At 72.5% G+C, this 20,543-nt stretch carries 18 protein-coding genes; 11 read left to right on the top strand and 7 right to left on the bottom strand.

Features of this window, described 5'->3' with window-relative positions; translation table 11 throughout:
• Window positions 1–6: 6 nt before the first annotated feature.
• On the top strand, window positions 7–540 hold the full coding sequence (locus ACFWEG_RS01590) for a SigE family RNA polymerase sigma factor (RefSeq protein WP_387208033.1): 534 nt from the start codon (window positions 7–9) through the stop codon (window positions 538–540).
• The gene (locus ACFWEG_RS01585; RefSeq protein WP_387207948.1) at window positions 537–2,156 is read left to right on the top strand and encodes a hypothetical protein; all 1,620 of its coding nucleotides are present in this window, start codon (window positions 537–539) and stop codon (window positions 2,154–2,156) included. The genes ACFWEG_RS01590 and ACFWEG_RS01585 overlap by 4 nt, the downstream gene beginning before the upstream one ends.
• A 151-nt stretch (window positions 2,157–2,307) precedes the next feature.
• On the opposite strand, the gene ACFWEG_RS01580 is transcribed toward ACFWEG_RS01585, so the two are convergent.
• From ACFWEG_RS01580 to ACFWEG_RS01565, 4 genes are all read right to left on the bottom strand, one after another.
• Window positions 2,308–3,126 carry an SURF1 family protein gene (locus tag ACFWEG_RS01580; RefSeq protein WP_387207946.1) on the bottom strand — a complete coding sequence of 273 codons (819 nt, stop codon included), beginning with the start codon at window positions 3,124–3,126 and terminating at the stop codon, window positions 2,308–2,310.
• Window positions 3,127–3,479: 353 nt separating this feature from the next.
• Window positions 3,480–5,300 carry a S9 family peptidase gene (locus tag ACFWEG_RS01575; RefSeq protein ID WP_387207944.1) on the bottom strand — a complete coding sequence of 607 codons (1,821 nt, stop codon included), beginning with the start codon at window positions 5,298–5,300 and terminating at the stop codon, window positions 3,480–3,482.
• Between the two features lie 87 nt (window positions 5,301–5,387).
• Entirely contained in the window at window positions 5,388–6,698 is a 1,311-nt protein-coding gene (locus ACFWEG_RS01570) for an MFS transporter (protein WP_387207942.1), read from the bottom strand.
• A 237-nt stretch (window positions 6,699–6,935) separates the two neighbouring features.
• Window positions 6,936–9,167 (bottom strand): BTAD domain-containing putative transcriptional regulator, encoded by a 2,232-nt coding sequence (locus ACFWEG_RS01565; protein ID WP_387207940.1) that lies wholly within the window; start codon window positions 9,165–9,167, stop codon window positions 6,936–6,938.
• Window positions 9,168–9,373: 206 nt separating this feature from the next.
• On the opposite strand from ACFWEG_RS01565, the gene ACFWEG_RS01560 reads away from it, so the two are divergent.
• Window positions 9,374–11,272 carry an alkyl/aryl-sulfatase gene (locus ACFWEG_RS01560; protein ID WP_387207938.1) on the top strand — a complete coding sequence of 633 codons (1,899 nt, stop codon included), beginning with the start codon at window positions 9,374–9,376 and terminating at the stop codon, window positions 11,270–11,272.
• Between the two features lie 73 nt (window positions 11,273–11,345).
• A complete protein-coding gene (locus ACFWEG_RS01555; protein ID WP_387207936.1) occupies window positions 11,346–12,362 on the top strand; it encodes a DUF389 domain-containing protein in 1,017 nt (338 codons plus the stop codon).
• 12 nt (window positions 12,363–12,374) lie between these two features.
• On the opposite strand, the gene ACFWEG_RS01550 is transcribed toward ACFWEG_RS01555, so the two are convergent.
• Window positions 12,375–13,271 (bottom strand): phosphorothioated DNA-binding restriction endonuclease, encoded by an 897-nt coding sequence (locus ACFWEG_RS01550; RefSeq protein ID WP_387207934.1) that lies wholly within the window; start codon window positions 13,269–13,271, stop codon window positions 12,375–12,377.
• A 430-nt stretch (window positions 13,272–13,701) separates the two neighbouring features.
• Between ACFWEG_RS01550 and ACFWEG_RS01545 the strand changes: the two genes are divergently transcribed.
• The 3 genes from ACFWEG_RS01545 to ACFWEG_RS01535 all read left to right on the top strand — a co-directional run bounded on the left by ACFWEG_RS01545 (window position 13,702) and on the right by ACFWEG_RS01535 (window position 16,340).
• Entirely contained in the window at window positions 13,702–14,700 is a 999-nt protein-coding gene (locus ACFWEG_RS01545) for a DUF4365 domain-containing protein (RefSeq protein ID WP_387207932.1), read from the top strand.
• Window positions 14,701–15,312: 612 nt separating this feature from the next.
• Window positions 15,313–15,759 carry a GntR family transcriptional regulator gene (locus ACFWEG_RS01540; RefSeq protein WP_387207930.1) on the top strand — a complete coding sequence of 149 codons (447 nt, stop codon included), beginning with the start codon at window positions 15,313–15,315 and terminating at the stop codon, window positions 15,757–15,759.
• Window positions 15,760–15,770: 11 nt separating this feature from the next.
• Entirely contained in the window at window positions 15,771–16,340 is a 570-nt protein-coding gene (locus ACFWEG_RS01535; protein ID WP_387207928.1) for an HD domain-containing protein, read from the top strand.
• Here the strand turns inward: ACFWEG_RS01535 and ACFWEG_RS01530 are convergent.
• Window positions 16,328–16,801 carry an NUDIX hydrolase gene (locus tag ACFWEG_RS01530; protein ID WP_387207926.1) on the bottom strand — a complete coding sequence of 158 codons (474 nt, stop codon included), beginning with the start codon at window positions 16,799–16,801 and terminating at the stop codon, window positions 16,328–16,330. The genes ACFWEG_RS01535 and ACFWEG_RS01530 overlap by 13 nt on opposite strands.
• Window positions 16,798–17,568 (bottom strand): XRE family transcriptional regulator, encoded by a 771-nt coding sequence (locus ACFWEG_RS01525; RefSeq protein ID WP_387207924.1) that lies wholly within the window; start codon window positions 17,566–17,568, stop codon window positions 16,798–16,800. Before ACFWEG_RS01525 ends, ACFWEG_RS01530 begins: the two co-directional genes overlap by 4 nt.
• 861 nt (window positions 17,569–18,429) lie before the next feature.
• Here ACFWEG_RS01525 and ACFWEG_RS01520 point away from each other — a divergent pair.
• From ACFWEG_RS01520 to ACFWEG_RS01505, 4 genes are read left to right on the top strand one after another with little or no spacing between them, the layout of a single operon-like run.
• Window positions 18,430–18,693, top strand: a complete 264-nt coding sequence (locus ACFWEG_RS01520) for a DUF6284 family protein (protein ID WP_387207922.1) — start codon at window positions 18,430–18,432, stop codon at window positions 18,691–18,693.
• Entirely contained in the window at window positions 18,690–19,571 is an 882-nt protein-coding gene (locus tag ACFWEG_RS01515) for a DUF2637 domain-containing protein (protein ID WP_387207920.1), read from the top strand. Before ACFWEG_RS01520 ends, ACFWEG_RS01515 begins: the two co-directional genes overlap by 4 nt.
• Window positions 19,571–19,945, top strand: coding sequence for an RRQRL motif-containing zinc-binding protein (locus tag ACFWEG_RS01510; RefSeq protein ID WP_387207918.1), 375 nt, complete (start codon window positions 19,571–19,573; stop codon window positions 19,943–19,945). The genes ACFWEG_RS01515 and ACFWEG_RS01510 overlap by 1 nt, the downstream gene beginning before the upstream one ends.
• Window positions 19,946–19,974: 29 nt before the next feature.
• Window positions 19,975–20,535, top strand: a complete 561-nt coding sequence (locus ACFWEG_RS01505; RefSeq protein WP_387207916.1) for a hypothetical protein — start codon at window positions 19,975–19,977, stop codon at window positions 20,533–20,535.
• Window positions 20,536–20,543: the final 8 nt, after the last annotated feature.

Below are 20,543 nucleotides of genomic sequence, written 5' to 3'. Positions count from 1 at the left end.
GTCGCGCTGCCGACGCCCCGGCGGAGCGCTGACGAGACGATGGCGACGGGCACCACAGTCGACCATCTGACCGAGACCTACCGGGCGCACTACCGCTCCCTCCTCGGCCTCGCCGCGCTCCTCCTCGACGACACGGCCTCCTGCGAGGACGTCGTCCAGGAGGCGTTCATCCGCGTGCACTCCGCGCGCAAGCGCGTCCGCGACCCCGAGAAGACCCTGGCGTACCTGCGGCAGACCGTCGTCAACCTCTCGCGGTCCGCGCTGCGCCGCCGCATCCTCGGTCTGAAGCTGCTCTCCAAGCCGATGCCGGACATGGCGAGCGCGGAGGAGGGCGCGTACGACCTCCTGGAGCGCGACGCGCTGAAGAAGGCGATGCGCGGGCTCCAGCGGCGGCAGCGCGAGGTGCTCGTGCTGCGCTACTTCGCCGACATGACCGAGGCGCAGGTCGCCGAGACGCTCGGGATATCCCTCGGCTCGGTGAAGGCCTACGGTTCGCGCGGCATCGCGGCGCTGCGGGTGGCCATGGAGGAACCGTCGTGACTGATCCGGGCGTGAACGGGAAGCAGCGCCGCGACGGCGGCGGCAGTGAACCCGGCCGGCGGCGGTACGGCGCGGAGCGCGCCGACGGCGGGGACGACAGTGACGATCGGTACGGGAACGGCACAGTGAGCGCGAACCACAGCGGCGGCGACGACGCCGCCCGCGACAGACTTCTCCGAGCGCTCGGCCCCTCCGGGGGCGACGGGCAGGCGGACGGCGCGCAGGCGGAAGGGCCCGCGGCGAAGCGGGCAGGGGCCGACGGCGCACCTGCGGGCGGCTCCGCGACTCAGGGGACCCCCGCCGAGTCTCCCGCCGGAAACCCTCCCGGCGCAAGCGCTTTCACCGGCCGACGTCCCGCCCACGACGCCGCCGACCCCGGTGCCCCCCGCGCGCACGACCCGTCCGACGACGGCGACGCGCCCCTCCCCTTCCCGCTGGACGAGTCCGCCCTGCGCCGCCTGATGCAGAGCGCCGTCGGAGAGCTCGAACCCTCCGAGCGGGCCCTGGACGACCTGCGCCGGGCGATCCCCGCCCGCCGCGCCCGCAAGCGCCAGGCCCTGGTCGGGGTGGCCGCGGCCATCGTCCTGGCCGGCACCGGCGTCCCCGCGGCCGTCCACATCAGCGCCGACACCAGCAGCTCCAGCTCCGCCGCGACGCACCCCGGCACCGGCCCGTCCGACGCCGGCGGGGGCGCCGACGGCTCCGGCGACGGTGTGCTCGCCCCCGGCGCCGTCCGCCCGGCCCCCTCGGGGAGCGCGGCCGACGAGGGCGAGGGCGCCGCCGCGGACGAGGACCACGCGGGCGCGGGTGCGACCCGCCCCGGCCCCGTCTCGGCGGACGCGCCGCCCTGCGAGGCCTCCCAGCTCGGCGACGCCACCGCGACGACGAACGCCCCGCAGCCCGACGGCACCGTCTACGGCACCTTCCGCGTCGCCAACGTCTCCGGAGCCGAGTGCGCGGTGAACGGCAGCGGCCAGGTCCTCGCCGCGGTCGAGGGCGGGGTGCAGCGGCAGAGCGTCCCCGTGGTGGAGCACGCCGCGGGCGACGCGGCGTCCGGCCTGCCGCCCGCGGCCGTGGCCCTGGAGACGATGGTGCTCCGGCCGGGCACCGCGTACGAGGTCAGATTCGCCTGGGTGCCGGCGCCGAGCTGCCCGCCGCCCGGCGGCGACGGCGGCGGGAACGGCGGCACGGGCGAGCCCTCCGGCGAGCCCTCGCCCACCTCGAGCCCCGACCCCTCGGTCACCCCGTCGCCCGACCCGACGCCCGTCGACCCGCCCACGCCCGACCCGCCGGAGCCGAGCGACCAGTCCACCGACCAGGTCGTCCTGCCGAGTCCGGGCGAGGGGCCGGTCGTCCCGGCCGACCGGATCAGCGGCGGGCCGGACGGCGGAGCCGGCGACGGCCTGAGCACCCAGCTGGGCGCCCGGCCGATCGCGTTGACCCAGGGCCCCGTCCTCGCGGTCCCCGCGACCTTCCTCGCGGAGCCCGAGGGGGCCCGGACCGGCGTCTCGATCTCCCACACCCCGGAGCTGGGCGCGCCGAGCACGACCACGACCATCCCGGACGTCTGCGGTGGGACGGTCTACCGCACGGGGGTCCTTCCGGCGACGCCCTGACCGGGGGCGTGGTGACGGTGCGGGCGAGGCCCTGACGGGTGCGCCGTGACCGGGCGTGGCGGGGCCGCGGAGCTCGCGGCTCCGGCGGCCTCCGCCGCGGGAGTTCCCGCGCGGGTGTGTCCCGCGGGTCGGGCGCGTCCCGCGGGCGCGCCTACGTCGTCGCCCGCTCCGGGCGGTCCGACGGGTCGGTCTGCTCCGGGACGAGGCCCAGCGCCGCGTCCCGCGCCGCCTCGGCCTCGCGCCGGACCAGCCGCACCCACATGAAGAGCACGAAGCCGGCGAAGACGAACCACTCACCGGTGTACCCGAGGTTCTGGAACGCCTTGAGGTCGAGGCCGGAGCCCTCGGGCGCGGTGGGGGGAACCGCGGTCATGCCCCCGCCGACCTGGTCGGTGCCGAGGGTGATCCACCCGTCGTACACGCCGTAGGGCACCTCGTTCACCAGCGAGGCCGCGCTGATCATCCCCAGCTGCCCGACCGGCAGCCCGCCCCCGGCGTGCACCCCGTCGGTCCCGGAGTTCTCCGACGCCTGGAGCGCGCCCGTCACGGTGACCTCGCCGCCCGGCACGGCCGGCACCCCCCGGCCCCCGGCGTCCGGCTTCCCCGGCAGCCAGCCCCGCACCACCGGCAGCGCCTTGCCGCCGTCGGTCCGCAGCAGGTTCAGCACGTAGTACCCCTGCCGGTCCCCGACCCGCCGGTCCGGCACCGTGAACTGCGCGTCAGCGTCGTACCTGCCGCGCGCCGTCGCCTGCCGCCCCGAGGTCTCCTGGTCCACCGGCAGCAGCTCCGCCAGCGGCACGGCCGGCTTCGCCTCGTTCACCGCCGGCCGCTCGTCCGCCGCCCGGTGGCCCTCCACCCGGTCCTCGAACCGGCCCAGCTGCCAGGAGCCCATGAACAGGCAGAAGGGGATCGCCAGCACGACGAACAGGTTGATGCCCCACCAGCGGGGGGTCAGGAGGAACCGGTACACAGGGTTCACGGTACGGGGCGGAGGCGGGACCGAGGACGCCGGGCCCCGCCCCCGGCCACCACCCCTCAGCCCACCCGGCCCCTCAGCCCGGCCCCCGCCTCAGCCCGTCCGATCCCTCAGCCCGGCCCCCGCGTCAGCCCGTCCGATCCCTCAGCCCGGCCCCCGCGTCAGCCCGGCCTCCGCCTCAGCCCGGCCTCCGCCTCAGCCCGGCCTCCGCCTCAGCCCGGCCTCCGCGTCAGCCCGGCCTCCGCCTCAGCTCGTCCGATCCCTCAGCCCGGCCCCTGCGTCAGCCCGGCCTCCGCGTCAGCCCGGCCCCGCCTCAGCCCGCTCGTCCCCGTAGCCCTCCCGCTCTCTCAGCCCAGGTGCCTCCTCGCGAAGTCGAGCTCCAGGCGGACCTGCTTGATCCGCTCGTCGACCACGAGCGAGCCGTGCCCCGCGTCGTACCGGTACACCTCGTGCACCGCCCCCCTCCTCGCCAGCCGCTCGACGTAGTTGTCCACCTGCCGGATCGGGCACCGCGGGTCGTTGACCCCCGCGGAGATGTAGACCGGCACCCGCACCTCGTCGACGTACGTCAGCGGTGACGAGGCCGCGAACCGCTCGGGCACCTCCTCCGGTGAACCGCCGAGCAGGGTCCGGTCCATCGCCTTCAGCGCCTCCATCTCGTCGTGGTACGCCGTGACGTAGTCCGCCACGGGGACGGCCGCCAGGCCCAGCGCCCAGGCGTCCGGCTGCGTGCCGAGCCCGAGGAGGGTGAGGTAGCCGCCCCACGAGCCGCCGGCCAGCACCAGCCGCTCGGGATCCGCCAGCCCGGAGTCCACCGCCCACTCGCGGACCGCCGCGATGTCCTCCAGCTCGATGAGCCCCACGCGGTGCTTCAGCGCGTCGGTCCACTCGCGTCCGTACCCGGTCGACCCCCGGTAGTTCACGCGCACGACCGCATACCCGTGGTCGACCCAGGCCGCCGGGCCGCCGGCGAACGCGTCGCTGTCGTGCCAGGTCGGCCCGCCGTGGATCTCGAAGACCGTCGGCAGCGGACCGGAGGTCCCGGCCGGCCGCTGCACCAGCGCGTGGACGCGCCCGCCGGGACCGTCGACCCACACGTCCTCCACCGGCACCGACTCCGGGGCCCGGATCCCGGGCGGGTCGAGGACGACCCCGCCCCCGGTCGACCGCACGACCGGCGGCTTCGCCGCGGAGGACCACAGGTACTCCACCGTCCCGTCCGGGCGCGCGGTCGCGCCCGAGATCGTGCCCGCCGGCGTCTCCACCCGGGTCAGCTCCCCGGTGGCGAGGTCGAAGCGGTGGATCTCGCTGCGGGCCTCGTACTCGTGGACCACGAGCAGCGCGGAGCCGCCCGGCACCCACTCCGCGCTCACGTCGCCCGGCAGGGAGATGCCGAGCTCGTACTCCTCGCCGGAGACCACGTCCCAGACCATCGGCTCCCAGCGCCCGCTCCGCTGGTGTCCGACGAGCAGCCGGGTGTCGCCGGCCACGGGCGCGAAGCCGAGCACGGAGAGCCCCAGCTCCTTCTGCCCGCCCTCGGTGTCGTCCAGCTCCGACACCAGCGTGCCGTCCGGGGTGACGATCCGGATCGCGGAGTGCATCGCGTCGCCGTGCTCGGTGTGCTCGATCGCGAGCAGCGAGCTGTCGTGGCTGAGGTCGCCGACGCCCGCCGACTCCCGGTGCCGGTAGATCTCCGCAGGCTCCCGCCCGGGGCGCAGCACGTGGATCGTCGACCCGTCCTCGTCCGTCGACCGGCCGACGACCACCGTGCCGTCCCGGCCGATGGCGAGGCCGCCGCCGTAGGAGGGCGCGAGGCCCGGGGCGGCGTCCTCGTCGGGGCCGCCGTGGAAGGGCTGGCGCTTCCAGGTGCCGAACTCGTCCCCGTCGGTGTCGTCGAACCACCAGATCCACTCGCCGTCGGGGGCGAGGGTGCCGTCCGTGGTGCCGTTCGGGCGGTCGGTCGCCTGCCGCTGCTCGCCCGTCTCCCGGTCCCAGGCGTACAGCTCGAAGGTGCCGGTGGCGTTGGAGACGAAGAGCGCGCGCTGCGGGGCGTCCTCGGCCCAGTCGGGCAGCGAGACCCGCGGCGCCCGGAACCGCTTCTCCCAGTCGGGGAGCGCGGAGGGGTCGCGGCGGTCGGCGTCGGAAGTGGCGGGTGCGTCTGCAGTCATGGGTCCATGAAAGCGGATCGCGCCGACATCCCGCTGCGACGGTCCTCAACCTGTGGAGAACTCCGCGCCGGCCCGGATTTCCACCACTCAGGCGAGTGAGGCGGCCCGCCCGAGCGTCCGGATCGGCCGGACGGCGAGCAGGGCGAGCGCGGTGAGGAACGCGACGAGCGCGCCGACGACCAGCACCGTGTCGGTCCCGAACGCCCCGACGGCCGGGCCGGCGAGCGCGCTGCCGATCGGGTACATGCCGACGGAGCCGGCCACCTCGTAGGCGTGGACGCGGTTGAGCACCTCGCCCGGCACCTGCGTCTGCACGCTCGTCGCCCACATCACGCCCCACACCCCGATCCCGGCGCCGACGAGGACCTGGGCCGTCGCGAGCAGCCAGACCGGCCAGCCGAGGACGAGGCCGAGCGGGTAGAGGGGGTAGGCGAGGATCGCGACAGCCCCGGCGGCGAGCGGCCGCGCCGGCCGGTACCGGATCGCGAGCAGCCCGCCGAGCACGGTCCCGGCGCCCAGTGCGGCGTTGAGCAGCCCGAACGCGGTCGCCCCGTGGGCGGGCACGACGACGCTAGCGGCCACGGCCAGCTGCGGCCCCCAGGACAGCACGGCGAACACCATCCAGATCACGATCACGCCCCAGAGCCAGGTCCGGGCCCGGAACTCCCGCCAGCCGACCGCCAGACTCTGCCAGAGCCCCGTCCCCGCCGGGGGCGCGGGCACCGCCCCGAGTCGCAGCGCGACCAGGCACACCGCGCTGAGCCCGTAGGCGACGGCCGAGATCACCATGATCCAGCCGGTGCCGCCGAGCCCCACCAGGACCCCGGCGAGCGCGGGACCGCCGAGCCCGGTGAGCGCCTCCGACGTGCGCAGCACACCGTTCGCGCCCTGCACGTCCCTGGCCACCAGCGGGACGGTGGAGGCGGCGCCCGGCTGGAACATCGCGTTGGCCGTCCCGGCGACCACGAGCAGCGCGTAGAGCTGCCAGAGGTGGTCGATGCCGTCCAGGAACAGCCAGGCGAGCAGCATGTGCGCGGCGAGGTTGGCCAGGTCGGCGGCGATCATCATCCGCCGTGCGGTGAAGCGGTCGGCGAGCACTCCGCCGAACAGGACGAGGCCCGCGAACGGCCCCACCAGGAAGGCCATCGCGTACCCGGCCGCGCCGAGCCCGTGGCCGCCGCTCAGGAGGCCGGCCGCGACGGCGACGGGCAGCATGGCCCAGCTCAGCAGGCCCGCGCTGCGGGCGGTGAAGTAGAAGCGGAAGTTGCGGGACCAGATGGCCGGCTCCCCGGCGGTCGCCAATGCGGCGCTCGACGCCGGGGGGCCTGGCGAAGGCGTCTCCGCGGTCGTCGGTGTCGCCGGTGGTGTCGTCGCGGTGTCGGTCAGCGGGTCGCCCATGGCGGGTCGGTCCTCCGGTACGGATCGGGTGGCGGTGCGGTGCCGCGCATGCGGTGTCCCGACCGTACGGAGCGGCCCCGCGCGGGATCCTGTCGTCGCACCAGAGGCCGGACGGCCTCCGCGCGGACATCGATCGGCAGGCCTGCAAGCCGCTGAACTGCACCTTCGCCCCGCCGGTCCGGGTCAGATCATGACAACCGGCAGAACCGGTGGGACTGCCGCGTCCGTACGGTGCGCTCAGCGGCCCCCTGCCGCCCCGCCGGCGACGACCTGGGCGACCCGTGACGCGCAGCGCGTCCGGTCCGGCGCGATCGCGTCCGCGGGCCGACGGATCCGTCCCGCGGACCGCTCCGACGGCGTCCCCTCCTCGGCGGCCCGCTCGCGGGCGTACGCGCGGACGAGCACGTGCAGGGCGAACCTGCCGTCCGCGTCCTCCCGTGCGAGGTGCTCGTCCGTCAGCGCGCCCAGGAGCCCGGCGGCCGCCTCCGGCGTGACGCCCGCGAGCCGGGCGGCCTCGGCCGCGGTCGGGCCGGGCTCGCGCACCTGGGCGAGTAGCCGGAGCATCCGCCGGGCCGGCTCGGGCAGCGCACGGTAGGAGAGGTCGAAGGCGGTGCGCACCGCCGAGCGCCGGTCGCCGGCGACGTACAGGTGGTCCAGGACGTCGCTGCCCGCAAGCACGTCGGCGTGGTCGCCGATCCCGGTGCCGCGGGCCACGATGTTCGCCCCCGCGATCCGCACGGCCAGCGGCAGCCCGCCGCAGGCCCGTACGAGACGGTCGGCGTCGTCCGCCTCGGCCACGACCCGGCAGGCTCCCACGACGCCCCCGAGGAGGTCGCGGGCGTCGCCCCGTCCCAGGACGTCGAGCGCGACCCGGCGGGCCCCGTCGTTCGCCACCAGACCGGCGAGCTGGTCGCGGCTCGTGACCACCACCGCGCAACCCTGCGCCCCCGGCACGAGGGGCCTGACCTGCTCGGCGTCCCGCGCGTTGTCCAGGACCACCAGCATCCGCCGGTCGGCGAGCAGCGTCCGGTAGAGCGCGGCGGCCTCGTCGTCGTCCGCGGGCAGGTCCCCGTCCGCGACGCCGAGCGCCCGCAGGAACTGCCCCAGCACGTCCCCGAGCCGCCGGGCCGGTTGCGGCGACCACCCGCGCAGGTCGACGTACAGCTGGCCGTCGGGGAACTCCTCCCGGCGGATGTGCGCCCAGTGGGTCGCCAGCGCGGTCTTCCCGACCCCGGCCCCGCCGACCACCGCGACCACGTGCCGCCGCACCGAAAGGTCCGACGCGACGAGTTCGTCGAGAACCGCCTTCTCCGGTTCTCGGCCGACGTGTGCGCCCGTCCGTGCGGGCAGCTGCGCGGGAACGCGCCCCCTAAGGCGACCGGTTCCGCGCACGGGAACGGCCCTCTCCCGTGATGACCCCTTTTCCGTACCCCCGGCCGAAGCCCCCGCAGCCGGCGGCAGTTGCTGCCGCAGCACCCGCAGCTGCGCCTCCCGCAGCTCCGCGCCCGGGGCGATGCCCAGTTCCTCGTCCAGGCGCGTCCGCAGCCGCGCGAACACGTCGAGGGCGGCTGCCTGCCCACCGCCGGCGGCGAGGGCGAGGACGAGTCGGGCGTGGAGCGGCTCGTGGAGGGGCTCGGCGCCGGCCAGGGCCCACAGCCCCGGGAGGGCCTCCGCCGCGCGCCCGAGCCGCAGGGCGAGATCCGCGTGCAGCAGCGCCGCCCGGATCCGCCGCTCGTCCGCGGCGACGGCGGCAGGGTGTCCGCGCAGCACGGGGTCGGCGTCCGCGAGGACGGGCCCGCGCCACAGGCCGAGGGCCCGCGTCAGCGTCTCGTACGCCGTCTCCGGCCCTTCGTCCGGTGTGTGCCGCGACCGCTCCGCACGGGCCAGCAGCTCGTCGAAGAGACCGAGGTCGATTTGGCGCGCGGCCACGTCGATCCGGTAGCCGGCGGGCGTGCGGACGACGCCCGGGGCCGGCCCGGAGCGCGGGCCGTCGTCGGCGAGCAGCCGCCGCACCTGGCTGACGTAGGTGTGCGTCAGGCTCCGGTGCGAGGACGGCGGGCCCGACGGCCACAGCGTGTCGGTGATCTCCCGGTCGGTGGCCTCGCCCGGGTACCGGAGCGCGAGCAGGCCGAGCAGCCGCCGCACCATGGGGCCGCTCACGGCGACGGTGTCCCGCCCGCGCCGCACGGCCGCCGGTCCGAGGACCAGCAGACGCGGTCCCGGGGGCGCGGGTACGGGCCCGGAGCGGCCCGCCCGCAGGAGCGCGTCCTGCTCGCCCTCGGCCAGCCCGAGCGCCGACGCCAACCGCCGCAGCGAGCGTTCCCGCGGCCGCGCGACCCGGCCGCGTTCGATGTCCCGCAATGCCCGGGTGCTGAGCCCGCCCCGCGCGGCGGCCGCCTCCTGGCTGAGTCCGGACCGCCCCCGGAACGACCGCAGCAACTCCCCGACCGGCGCCGTACGCTCCGCCATCGTGTCCCCCCGCTCCCCAGCGGCCCAGTGTGGACCGGACCGGACCACCGGACAAGGGACCACCGGATCCGCCCAGCCCTCCCAGGGAGGGCGAACTCCTAATGGACCGGCCCTGATGGCGGCCCCCTGGGATCCCCACGAGGCTGTGGACAGGGTGTCCTGAAGGAGCCGGGTCGTCCGCTTACGTCCACAGGCAAGGGGCCGCGATGTCCGACGAGCACCAGTCCAAGCCGGCCAGCAGCAGCATCGTCGCGGCCAACGAGGCCGTCCTGCGGCACTTCCCCTTCGACGACACCCAGGACCTCGACGACGCGCGGCGCGGCTTCGTCGCCACCGGGTCCGACCCGGTCGTCCGCGACGACGCCGGCACCGCCGTATGGGACCTCGGCGCGTACGCGTTCCTGGACCAGGGCTGCCCGGAGACCGCCAACCCCAGCCTGTGGCGGCAGAGCCGGCTCTGCGCCGAGCACGGCCTCTTCGAGGTCACCGAGGGCATCTACCAGGTCCGCGGCTACGACCTGTCGAACGTGACGTTCGTCGAGGGCGACACCGGCGTCTTCGTCATCGACCCGCTGCTCGGCGTCGACACCGCCGCCGCCGCGCTCGCCCTCTACCGCGCGCACCGCGGCGAACGCCCCGTCACCGGCGTGCTCTACACGCACTCCCATGTCGACCACTTCGGCGGCGTCAAGGGCATGGTGACGCAGGAGCAGGTCGACGCTGGCCTCCCGGTGTACGCGCCGCACGGCTTCATGGAGCACGCTGTCAGCGAGAACGTGATGGCCGGTACCGCGATGAGCCGACGGGCCGCGTACATGTACGGCGCCGCGCTCCCCAAGGGCGAGCGCGGCCAGATCGGCACCGGCCTCGGCCAGACGACGTCCAACGGCGCCGTCAGCCTGATCGCGCCCACCGTCGACATCACCCGCACCGGGCAGACCGCGACCGTCGACGGCGTCCGCATGGTCTTCCAGCTCACCCCCGGCACCGAGGCCCCCGCCGAGCTCAACATCCACTTCCCCGACCACCGCGCCCTGTGCATGGCCGAGAACGCCACCCACAACCTGCACAACCTGCTGACGCTGCGCGGCGCCGAGGTCCGCAACCCGCACGACTGGTCCAGGTACCTCACCGAGGCGATCACCCTCTACGGCGACCACAGCGACGTCGCCTTCGCCTCCCACCACTGGCCCGTCTGGGGCCGCGAGCGCGTCGCCGCGTTCCTCGGCGAGCAGAGCGACCTGTACGCCTACCTGCACGACCAGACGCTGCGGCTGCTCAACCTCGGACACACCCCCTTGGAGATCGCCGAACTCCTCGAAGTACCGCCCGCCCTGGAGCGCGCCTGGCACACGCACGGCTACTACGGTTCCGTCAGCCACAACACCAAGGCGGTCTACCAGCGCTATCTCGGCTGGTTCGACGGCAATCCCGCGCACCTGTGGGAGCACCCGCCCGTCCAGGCGTCCCGGCGCTACGTGCGCTTCATGGGCGGTCCCGACGAGGTCGTGCGCCGCGCCCGCGAGTCGTTCGACGAAGGCGACTTCCGGTGGGTCGCCCAGGTCGTCAACCACGTCGTCTTCGCCCACCCCGACCACGTCGAGGCCCGCGCCCTCCAGGCCGACGCCCTCGAACAGCTCGGCTACGGCTCCGAGAACGGCACGTGGCGCAACTTCTACCTGACCGGCGCGTTCGAACTGCGCCAAGGCTCCGTCGGCACCCCCACGGCCACCAACTCGCCCGACATCCTCGGCGCGCTCACCCTCGAGCAGCTCCTCGACTCCCTCGCCGTCCGCGTCAACGGCCCCGCCGCCTGGGACGCCCGCGTCACCGTCCGCTGGCACCTCACCGCCGGCCCCGTCGTCACCATGTGGCTGCGCAACGGCGTCCTCACCCACGTCGCCGGCGACGGTCCCGCCACCCTCGCCCCGGACGTCGAGATCACCCTCGACGAGGCCACCCTCCGCGCGGTCCTCCTGGGCACCCTCCCGCCCATCGACCTCGCCGCCCACGGCGTCGGCGTCACCGGCGACCTCGCGAAGCTGACCGAGCTCCTCGGCCACCTGGACGCCCCCGACCCGGACTTCGCCATCGTCACGCCGTAACGAGACCGCGGCCGGCGCCGTACGGGAGCGCACCCGTCCGCACGACGCCGGCCGCCGTACGGGAGCGCACCGCATGAGACCCCTGGACACCGCCACGGCCCACCGCATGACCGACGCCCTGTTCATCCAGGGCCCCCGCACGCCGAGCTCCACCCGCTTCTGGGCGCTCCTCGTCCTCGCCGCCGTCATCGCGTCCGCGGGCGTCGTCGGCGACTCCACGGCGACGGTCATCGGCGCGATGATCGTCGCCCCGCTGATGACCCCCATCCTCGGCAGCGCGCTCGCGCTGGTCCTCGCCGACCGCTCCCAGGTCGTGCGGTGCGCGCTCCTGGTCGCCGGCGGGGCGCTCGCCGTCGTCGCCATCGGCATGCTGCTCGGCTGGATCGCGGCGCCTCCCGACGACTTCGCCTCCAACAGCCAGGTCGCCTCCCGGATCAGCCCGCGCCTGATCGACCTGCTCGCCGCCCTCGCCACCGGCACCGTCGGCGCGTTCGCGCTCGTCCGCGCCGACATCTCCGACACCCTGCCCGGCGTGGCGATCGCCATCAGCCTCGTACCGCCGCTCGCCGTGACCGGTCTGCTCCTGACCGTCGGCCGCTTCCACGACGCCGGCGAGTCCGCCCTGCTCTTCGCGACGAACGTGGCGGCGATCGTGACCACCGGCACCGTCGTCTTCCTGGTCTACGGCGTCCGCGCCGCGGCCCGGTCCGCCGGCCTGCGGGTCGGGGCGTTCCACGGCCGCACCCTGGTCGCCGTCGCCGCCGTCGTGCTCCTGATCGCCGTCCCGCTCACCACCGGCACCATCGCCGTCGCCCGCGACCGCGTCCTCGCCGCCGACGCCCGGCCCGTGGCCGAACGCTGGGCCGCCGGCGGCCGCTGGCAGATCGCCTCCGTCGAGGCCCGCGACGGCATCGTCGTCGTCGACGTCCTCGGCCTCCCGCCCCAGCCCGCCCCCGCCGAGCTCCGCGCCGCCCTCGACACCGCCGGCCTCTCCGACGCCGACCTCGAACTCCACCTCATCGGCGGCCGCACCCAATGGTGCCCCTCCGGCACCCCCACCTGCTCGGCCCGCGAAACAGGCCGCACCTGACCCGGCGGGACGTCAGTCCACGGCGGTGGGCCGCGGACTCCCGCGGAACACCTGCTCGGTGTGCCAAGTGCGGTACGCCGCGCCGACCGGCCGCGCTCCGGGTTGCGGACCGAGCAGCGGACGCCCCGCCAGATCGACGACGTGCGCGCGAGCGGCGGGGCTGTGCCCGACGAAGCGCTGCGAGACGAGGACGCGATGTCCCTCCCCGATGCCGAGGACGCCCTTGTCGAAGAGCTTGTGGTGCAGCGCGCAGAGGCAGATCCCGTTCTCGACCTCGTCGGGGCCGTCGAACGCCCACCACCGCACATGGGCGGCCTCCAGGCCCACCGGTACCGCACCGATCCTGCCGTCGTACCCGCAGAACGCGCACCGGTACTCGTAGGCCGTCAGCACCCGCTCGCGCATGCGCGGATCGCGACGGCGTCGCGCCGTCAGCCCCGCGGCGGCGACGCCTGCCGGTTCGAGTTCCAGGCTGACGGCTTCGCAGAGGTCTTCGTGCAGCGACGGCGGGAAGTGCAGGTCGAGCAGGACCCGCGCCATCCTCCCCAGCAGCTCCGGCTCCCGCCCGAGCGCCGACCGCAGTTCCGGGACCAGCCGCCCCGTCGCGCCGTCCGCCCGCAGCCGCCCCACCCCGCTGCCCGGGCTCCCCGGACCGCGATCGGTGCGCACCTCCCACACCCCGTCACTGACCAGGTGGTGGAACGGGTAGCCCGGCGAGGTCCGGTGCGGCGGCCCGTACTCGCTCAGCAGCAGCCCCAGGTCCTCCTCCACCGCGCCGTACCGCAGCTCCCCCTCGCCGTCCCGCTGGAACCGCCCCAACGCGTACAGCAGCAGCAACGGCTTGTGCGGCGCCCGCACCCCGCCCCTGCTCCACTGCCTCAACCCCGCGACCCGCTCCACCCACCCCATGGCGCGCGATCGTACCCCCGCCAACCACGCGGAAAGGCCCGGCGCTGATCTCTCAGCGCCGGGCCTGACCTGGTGTTACGGCTGTCGGGGTGGCGGGATTTGAACCCACGACCTCTTCGTCCCGAACGCGATCATGGGGTGCCATGGTGCTGCATCATCAGTGGGGCGCGCTGGTGAGGGCGGCGTTCGCGGTCCATACGAGTCCAAGAGGGTGCGTCAGGAATCGCCGCGGTTGGCCCCCTGTTTGGCCCCCGCCAGAGCACCTTGGTGCATGTTGGGTGAGATAGCCCGGCCGTCGGCGCACCGGGCGAAGATCAGAACGGTATGTCGTGGAAATGCCCAGGTCAGATTCCGTCTACGACTTCTCTCAGCCCGAAGTGTCAGTGCCTGCGTCTACGCTTATGCGTGGCTGACGTCAGGGGGAGGGGCAGTGTCAACTGTTCGCGCAAGTCGCAAGATCGAGAGGGCGGGCGTCAACGCTCTTCGAGCGCTCCTTGAGGAGCACGAGCACATCGTTCAGGAGATCGACGGCGGCAACGATCATGGAGAGGACATGATCGTTAACTTCACCCGCGACGGCAAGCGAACACCGTATTGGATCGCTATCCAGGTAAAAAGCGGCAAGAAATACAAGCGGGTTAAGGGGTACGCGATCCCCGTCGACGATCATTTCGACGATTGGCGTCAAAGTCGCATCCCTATCCTTGGTGTCGTGTACGACCTGAAGAAGCGCGAACTATTCTGGGTGAACTTGACGGAGCGATTGAGGTCCGTCACGGAAAGCCCGGGGTGGGTCCAAGTTTCCAACTCGCGCCCTTTGAGTGTCGAAACGATCGAAGAATTTTACATGGAAGTCGCGAGCTATGCCGGCGACGCCAGAATGCGAATCCGAGCTGCGACTGAAGAGGAAGCGCTCAGTGAAGCGGTAAGGGCTAGGCAGGGGCTGGATCCTTTGAATGCGCCTAACCCCATGTTTGAGGGAATCGCCGATCTGGCGTTGCGGTATGAGGAGCGCATCAAAAGCATCCGACGGAACCTTTTATCGGCCCTGCCGCTGATGATAATCACTATTCTTATGCTGATCTGTACGCCGTACCTCTCTCGCTTCGTCGAAGGGTCAATGGGCGGCTCCCCATGGCTGTGGATCTGTAACCTCTACCTGTTCATGCTCGTTATGGCCCTGGTCATGTTCTTCGAATTCAGGGTTGGCCGCTTTCCTGTCGAGACTGGAAAGTGGTTGTGGATAATCGCCGGAAACTTTTTCTGGCTGCCTGTAATTGATTCCGATGGTGATCAAGGGTGGTGGGGGACCTTTTGGATCATCCTGGGCATTTTCGTTCCTTCCTTCGGGTTCAAGTTGTTGCTCATTTCATTCGTTCGCCTTGCGATTGATCGTGTAAGGGCAAGGCGCGGCATCGAAATGGCGTAAGTTTCGGGAGGATTGGGCTAGGGCGGGAAGCGCGCAATAGGTGCAGGTAACCCTGCTCTGGCCCGTTCCGCTGTTCGCCCTACGAGCGCGGCCTGCCGTTTCGACGTCCACGAACGGTGCTCAACGCATGCGGTTGAGAACGCCTGCGGCCCCCTAATCCGAGTGTTAACCGGATTAGGGGGCCGCAGGCAGTGAAGGCTGCTGAGCTCAACCCGACTCCGTGGCGCATGCGAGACTCCACAAGGGGAGAAGCGCTTCCGACACGGCGGCCACCAACTGGCCCTTACACCTAGCCCAACGGTCCATGATGGTCACCTTGCCCCTCTTAAGTCGTTCCCAGATGTCGGACGACGAACAGATGGCAGCGGCAGGGACCAAACACATCGCAATGAGCAACAACGGCTCGGGAGTCGAGTTCAACTCAGCAACCGGCCCTATTGTCGCATGCCTACATGGGTCTGGCGTAGCGGTTTTCGGTAACCGCTATGGGAAGTGACCGACCAGAACGGACGCGCCGCAGTGATCGTTGTCGGCGCCGCGCTGGCCGCAGGTTGGCCGTGTGCCTACGTGGGACCCTTGGAAGCGAAGTCGAACGGCGCGAGAGGAGCACCAGTGCCTGAGGCGAGTCCGCGAGGGACCTACCTGGTCATCTCGGAGGCGTTGAGACAGCAGATCACGGCAGGTGAGATCGACGGCAACCTGCCCTCGGAAGCCGCCCTCATGCGGTCGCACGGGGTCGCGCGGAACACGGTCCGCCGCGCTCTAAAGGTGCTTGAAACCGAGGGGGTCTTGGAGTCCGCGGCCGGGGTCGGTTGGCGAGTAGCGAGCGGCGAGGACCGTCGATCACTGGCGGAGCGGATGAACGGCGTGATCGCCGACGACGCTCTGTCGGTTGGCGATCGGTACCCGTCGGAGTCACAGCTCTGCGACCGCTTCGGGGTTTCTCGGACCGCGGTGCGGCGAGTGCTGGCGCAGATGGAGGGGACCGGCGTGTTGGAGACCGCACACGGCAGGGGGCGCACGATTCGCGCCCTCCCCGGGTCGTCGGGCCGGTCGTAGGCTTGGCCGCCATGGGACTGACTGAGTGGGCATACGCCCTGTCGGAATCGTTGCTGGCTAAGCCGCTACCGCGCCGATGGGCGCATTCGCTCGGAGTGGCGAAGCGGGCGCGCACGTTGGCGCCGATCGTCGGGGATGACGCTGAGCTACTGGAAGCGGCGGCCGTGCTGCACGACGTCGGTTACTCGCCGGCGGTGGCCGTGACCGGGTTCCACCCCCTTGACGGCGCCCGGTTCCTGCGGGAGCAGGAAGGCGCCGACGAACGCGTGGTGCGTCTTGTGGCCCACCACAGTTGCGCCCTCTTGGAAGCCGAAGAGCGCGGACTGCGTAGCGAGTTGGCGGGCGAGTTCGAGCTGGAGCGTCCCGACCTGGTTGACGCGCTGCTGGTCTGTGACATGACCACGACGCCGGACGGCACTCCGACCACGCCGGCCGAACGCCTTGACGAGATCGTGCAGCGGTACGGTCCCGACACCATCGTCGGCCGGTTCATCCAGCGGGCTGCCCCGGAGATCCACGCGGCGGCCGGCCGGGTGGAAACTCGTCTCGCCGCGGCGACCGGCGCCGGTCACCCGATGTAGGGGTCGCGCCGCGAGTCGTCCAAGCCGTGCTCGATGCGGAGACGCATCGACGGGTGGATGTTCAGCTCAGAGAGGTCCGCCGGGTCAACCCAGCGGACCTCTTTGGATTCGCTGCTCGTACGCAGGGTGCCGCCGGTCGGGTGCGCGCGGAAGCAGATGGAGAACTGTTGCCGCACCTCGCCGTCGTCGTACGCGAGCACGTGTTCCGGGTTGGTGTAGAGCCCCACCACGCCGTCGATCTGCACGGTGATGCCGGTCTCTTCCAGCACCTCGCGCACGACCGTGTCGGCGATGCTCTCGCCGATGTCGTGGCCGCCGCCGGGGAGTGCCCACAGGTCGTTGTCGGTCTTGTGGATGACGAGTAGCCGGCCGTCGCCGTCGCGCACGACGGCCGTCACCGAGGGGACGACGGAGTTCGCTTTCGGCGCCATGGGGTCCCGGAAGTAGTCGATTCGGCTCATGCGTGCGGCCCTCCCAAGTCGGTTGGTGACGAGATGGGCCGGGCGTGATCCCAGACCCGTTCGATGCTCTCAGCGTAGGTATCGAACAGCTCGCCCCCGGGGACGCGCTGGATGTGCAGCACGGGCGCCATGTAGGCCCCGACGCCGTACAGATGACCGTTGGCCAGCATCTGGTCGTCTGCCCGGTAGAGCGAGTTGTAGAGCGTGGTGCTGTGCAGGCGGAACTCAACGCCGGGGAGCCGGAAGAACGGGCCGTAGTTGACCAGCGCGTTCCGAATCTTGCTCGCCATGGCCGGGCCGATCCCCTCGTCTGCACCCCGCACGGCCACGGCGTCGCACTCCGGGTCCCCGAGCATGAAGCGGATGCGGACTCCGTCCGCGGACTTCTCCTTGACGACCTGGTGGAACGCCGCATCCTCCGTGAGCCAGAACCCGGAGTAGACCAGGACGTCGAAGCTCTCGCGCGCCGCGCCGTAGAGCTGTGGCCACAGCCGGTTCGGGACGACGGAGCGGTGCGGGTAGAGCTTGATCAGCTCAGCGTTTCCAGCCTCGGTCACTTCGGCTGACGTTCGCTCTTCCGGCCACAGGTAGGACACTTCGCATTGCAGAAGCGAAGCAGCGGCGTACTGGAAGCGGCGGTACGGCTTGCGCTTGGGATCACCGATCCAGCGTTCAACGGTTTTGGCCGACACCCCTAGGCGCGCGCCGACTTGATCCAGCGTCATGCCACTTTCAACGATCGCGCCACGCAGTCGCTCATTGGCCATGTCGTGCTCCCCCGACTGGGACGACTTGGGACGACTTCACCGTAGCGAAGTCGTCCCCGAGTCGTACAGGTGCGGGGTCGATCGTCTTCGTCGCCGCGGCCAATCTAGAAGCAGATCGAGAGAGCGGGACCAAAGAGCCGGACAGCCGAAGGACTTGACGGCCCTAACCGCCCTCTGCATGATGAGGTACAGGTATTACATGTACCTCATGGCGACAGTGTCCAGCCACGTTGGTGGGCCTGCCCCGATCTGCACGTCTTCGCCCGGAGGAAAGCCCGCGGGGGTGATCCGAAGGCAGCGCTTGTTCCTTGAGAACTCCACAGCGTGTTGAGAACGACGGGGTGGAAATCCCCGTCCCTGGGACGGCCGGGTTAGTGCCGTCGGCGGACACTTCCTCGCAGGTCAGCTCTGGACAACACCCCGCATCGTTCGGGGGTGCCACCTGACTCGCGCCGCCCTGCTGGCGTCAGAGCAGTGACGATGACGCACCCGATTTTCCCTGGCTCGGGGCCGGTCGACCGTGGCAACGGTCGGCCGGCGAAGCCCTGTCCCTTCGCTCACGGAAGTCGACATGGATCAACGAAGAACGTGGGCGCTGACTGTGCTTGACCCGCACGGCGGCCATGCCCACCGCGTCCGCCCGAACTTCCGCTCACCGCGCCGGCCTGACCGGCGAGGCGGCGGGACTTCGGCACTTCCTCGCGGCTCTGCCGCGCCGGTTGCCTCCTTCGCCCGTCCGGCCCTTCCGGGTCGTACGGGCGGGGGTGCGGGGAGCCGGATTCACCGCTCTACGGCGTGCGGCCCCGGGTGGCTAGACCCGGGGCCGCTTCGGGCCGTTCCTCGTACAAGGGAGCACGACCCATGAACGTCATCGGTACCGCCGACCTGCTCGTTACCGCCGCCGGCGGGGACGGGCCGAGTGCGGCGGAGTTGGACGCGATCGATCGTGAGATGCCCGTGATCCTGGCGGACGTCGACCTGTTGGACGCGCAGATCATCGCCATGGACCGCATCCCGACGGAGCTGGACGCGCGGCGCATCCGCCGGGCCCGTCACCGGGTCCTGGCCGCGCGCCGGGCACTCGCCAACCGCCGAGCGGCTGGCGTGAACGGGGGTGCGGCGTGAACCGCACCGGGAAGATCCTGCTCGTTGCCGCGCTCGTCGGTGTGGTCGGCATGGCGTTCCGGGTGTCCTGGAACGCGCTGCGCGACGTCGCCGCGGCGACCGGCGCCGACCCCACGGCCGCGTTCTTCTACCCGATCGTGGTCGACGGGCTCATGGCCCTGGCCCTGATCGCGACCCTGGTCCTGACCGACCGGGACCGCCGCTTCGCCCTGCGGGTCCTGGCCACGTACACGGTCGCCTCGCTGGTACTCAACTACGTCCACGGGCTCGTTCCCGAACTGCACACGACCCCGCTCGACTGGGGTCGGCTGGCCGATTGGGACCCCGCGAACTGGGCGCTCGTGCTGCTCGCGACATCGCTGCCGGTCGGGTCCATCTACTTCGGCTCCGACCTGGTCGCGAAAGTGCTGCACCACCGACCGACCCCCACCGCCCCGACGGAGGAAACGGCGCAGATCGTGACGGATCGGTCTACCCCTGACCTGCGCGAGTCGACCCCGACGGAAATCGCCCCCACGTTCGAGGCGCCAGCCGTGGAGGCGCCCCACCCGTCCGCCGCCGTCGTCCCGGACGCACCCAAACCGGCCCCGGTCGGTCGGGTCCCGGTCGGGGCGGTGGCCGCGGAAGCGCGTCGACCGCGGGCGGCGACCGGTCGGGTCCCGCAGACCGCCCGCACCCCCCGACCGACCCGCACCCCGGACCAGCTCCTCGCCGAGGCGCGGGAGGCGACGACGGCGTGGCCGGACGTGGCGCTGACGGCTGAGGCGATCCGCAAGGCGGTGCGGACGTCGTCCGCGAACGGCCGGACGCTGCGAGACACCCTGCGCGCCGAACGCGCCGCCGCCGCCGACACCGTGCCGGCTGAGGTGGCGGCCTGATGGCGTACACCTACGGCAAGTGCCTGGCCATGGGTGCCCCGCCGCCGTCCGGGCGGATACCGGTCTACGTCTGGCGGTGCGCCCCGAAGGGGTTGGCCACCCGCCGTCAGCTCCGCGCGATGGGACTGCGCCCCGGCGGTCAGGACGTGGTGGGCGAGGTCCACCGGCCCCGCTACCGACGGGGCCCGCTGATCGCCTACCTCTACCGCGTCGACCGCGCCAAGCCCGTCCGCCCGATGACGCCGGCGAAGCGGGCGGCCCTGGCCAAGGCGAACACCGCCCGCCGCATCTGCCCCGTCTGCTGGTCCGACGCCGGATACGTCATCCCCGCGTCGCTCGGAATGTGCGTTCCCTGCGCCTACCCCACCCCGTGAACGACCCGTCTGACCTGAGGAGTTTCAGCGTGAAGCCCAACGTCAGCACGTACCGGCTGTTCGGTCACCGCGACATGCTGCGCGACGCGCGCACCCTGGCCCCCCTCGCCGCCCACGTCGTGGGCCGGGCGGTCCCGGGCCGGATGCCGTCGGTACAGATCACCCTCACCACCCCGCAGGGCCTGGCGGAACTGGCCGTCGGGGCGGAGATCGCCCTCACCGGCGCCGTCACCTCCCGCGCCCGCAACCGCGCCGTCACCGCGACCGCGCGGCAGGCCCGCAAGTCGGCCGGCCGCGCGGTCCCGCTGCCCGGCGACAAGGTGCTGATCCTGCTCAACGTCCGCCAACACCGCACCCGCGAGGACGTGGCGGTGACGCTCGTGCACGAGCTGACGCACGCGATGCAGTTCAGCCGGCCCGGCGTCCGGGAGCGGATCATCACCGACCTGCGCGACGACTTCGGCATCCACCCGCAGCCCCGCCGCGCGGCCCGCGAGCACGCCCGCCGCCTGCGCGACGAAGAGCGGGAGGCGTACGCGGCCGAACACCTCGCGGCCCTGATCACCGACCCGGCCGCGCTCGCGGCCTGAGCACCACC

The organism is Streptomyces sp. NPDC060194 (genome assembly GCF_042728285.1).
GTDB lineage: Bacteria > Actinomycetota > Actinomycetes > Streptomycetales > Streptomycetaceae > Streptomyces.
The sequence above is the reverse complement of the archived record's forward strand: the minus strand, read 5'-3'. Positions and strand labels throughout refer to the sequence as shown.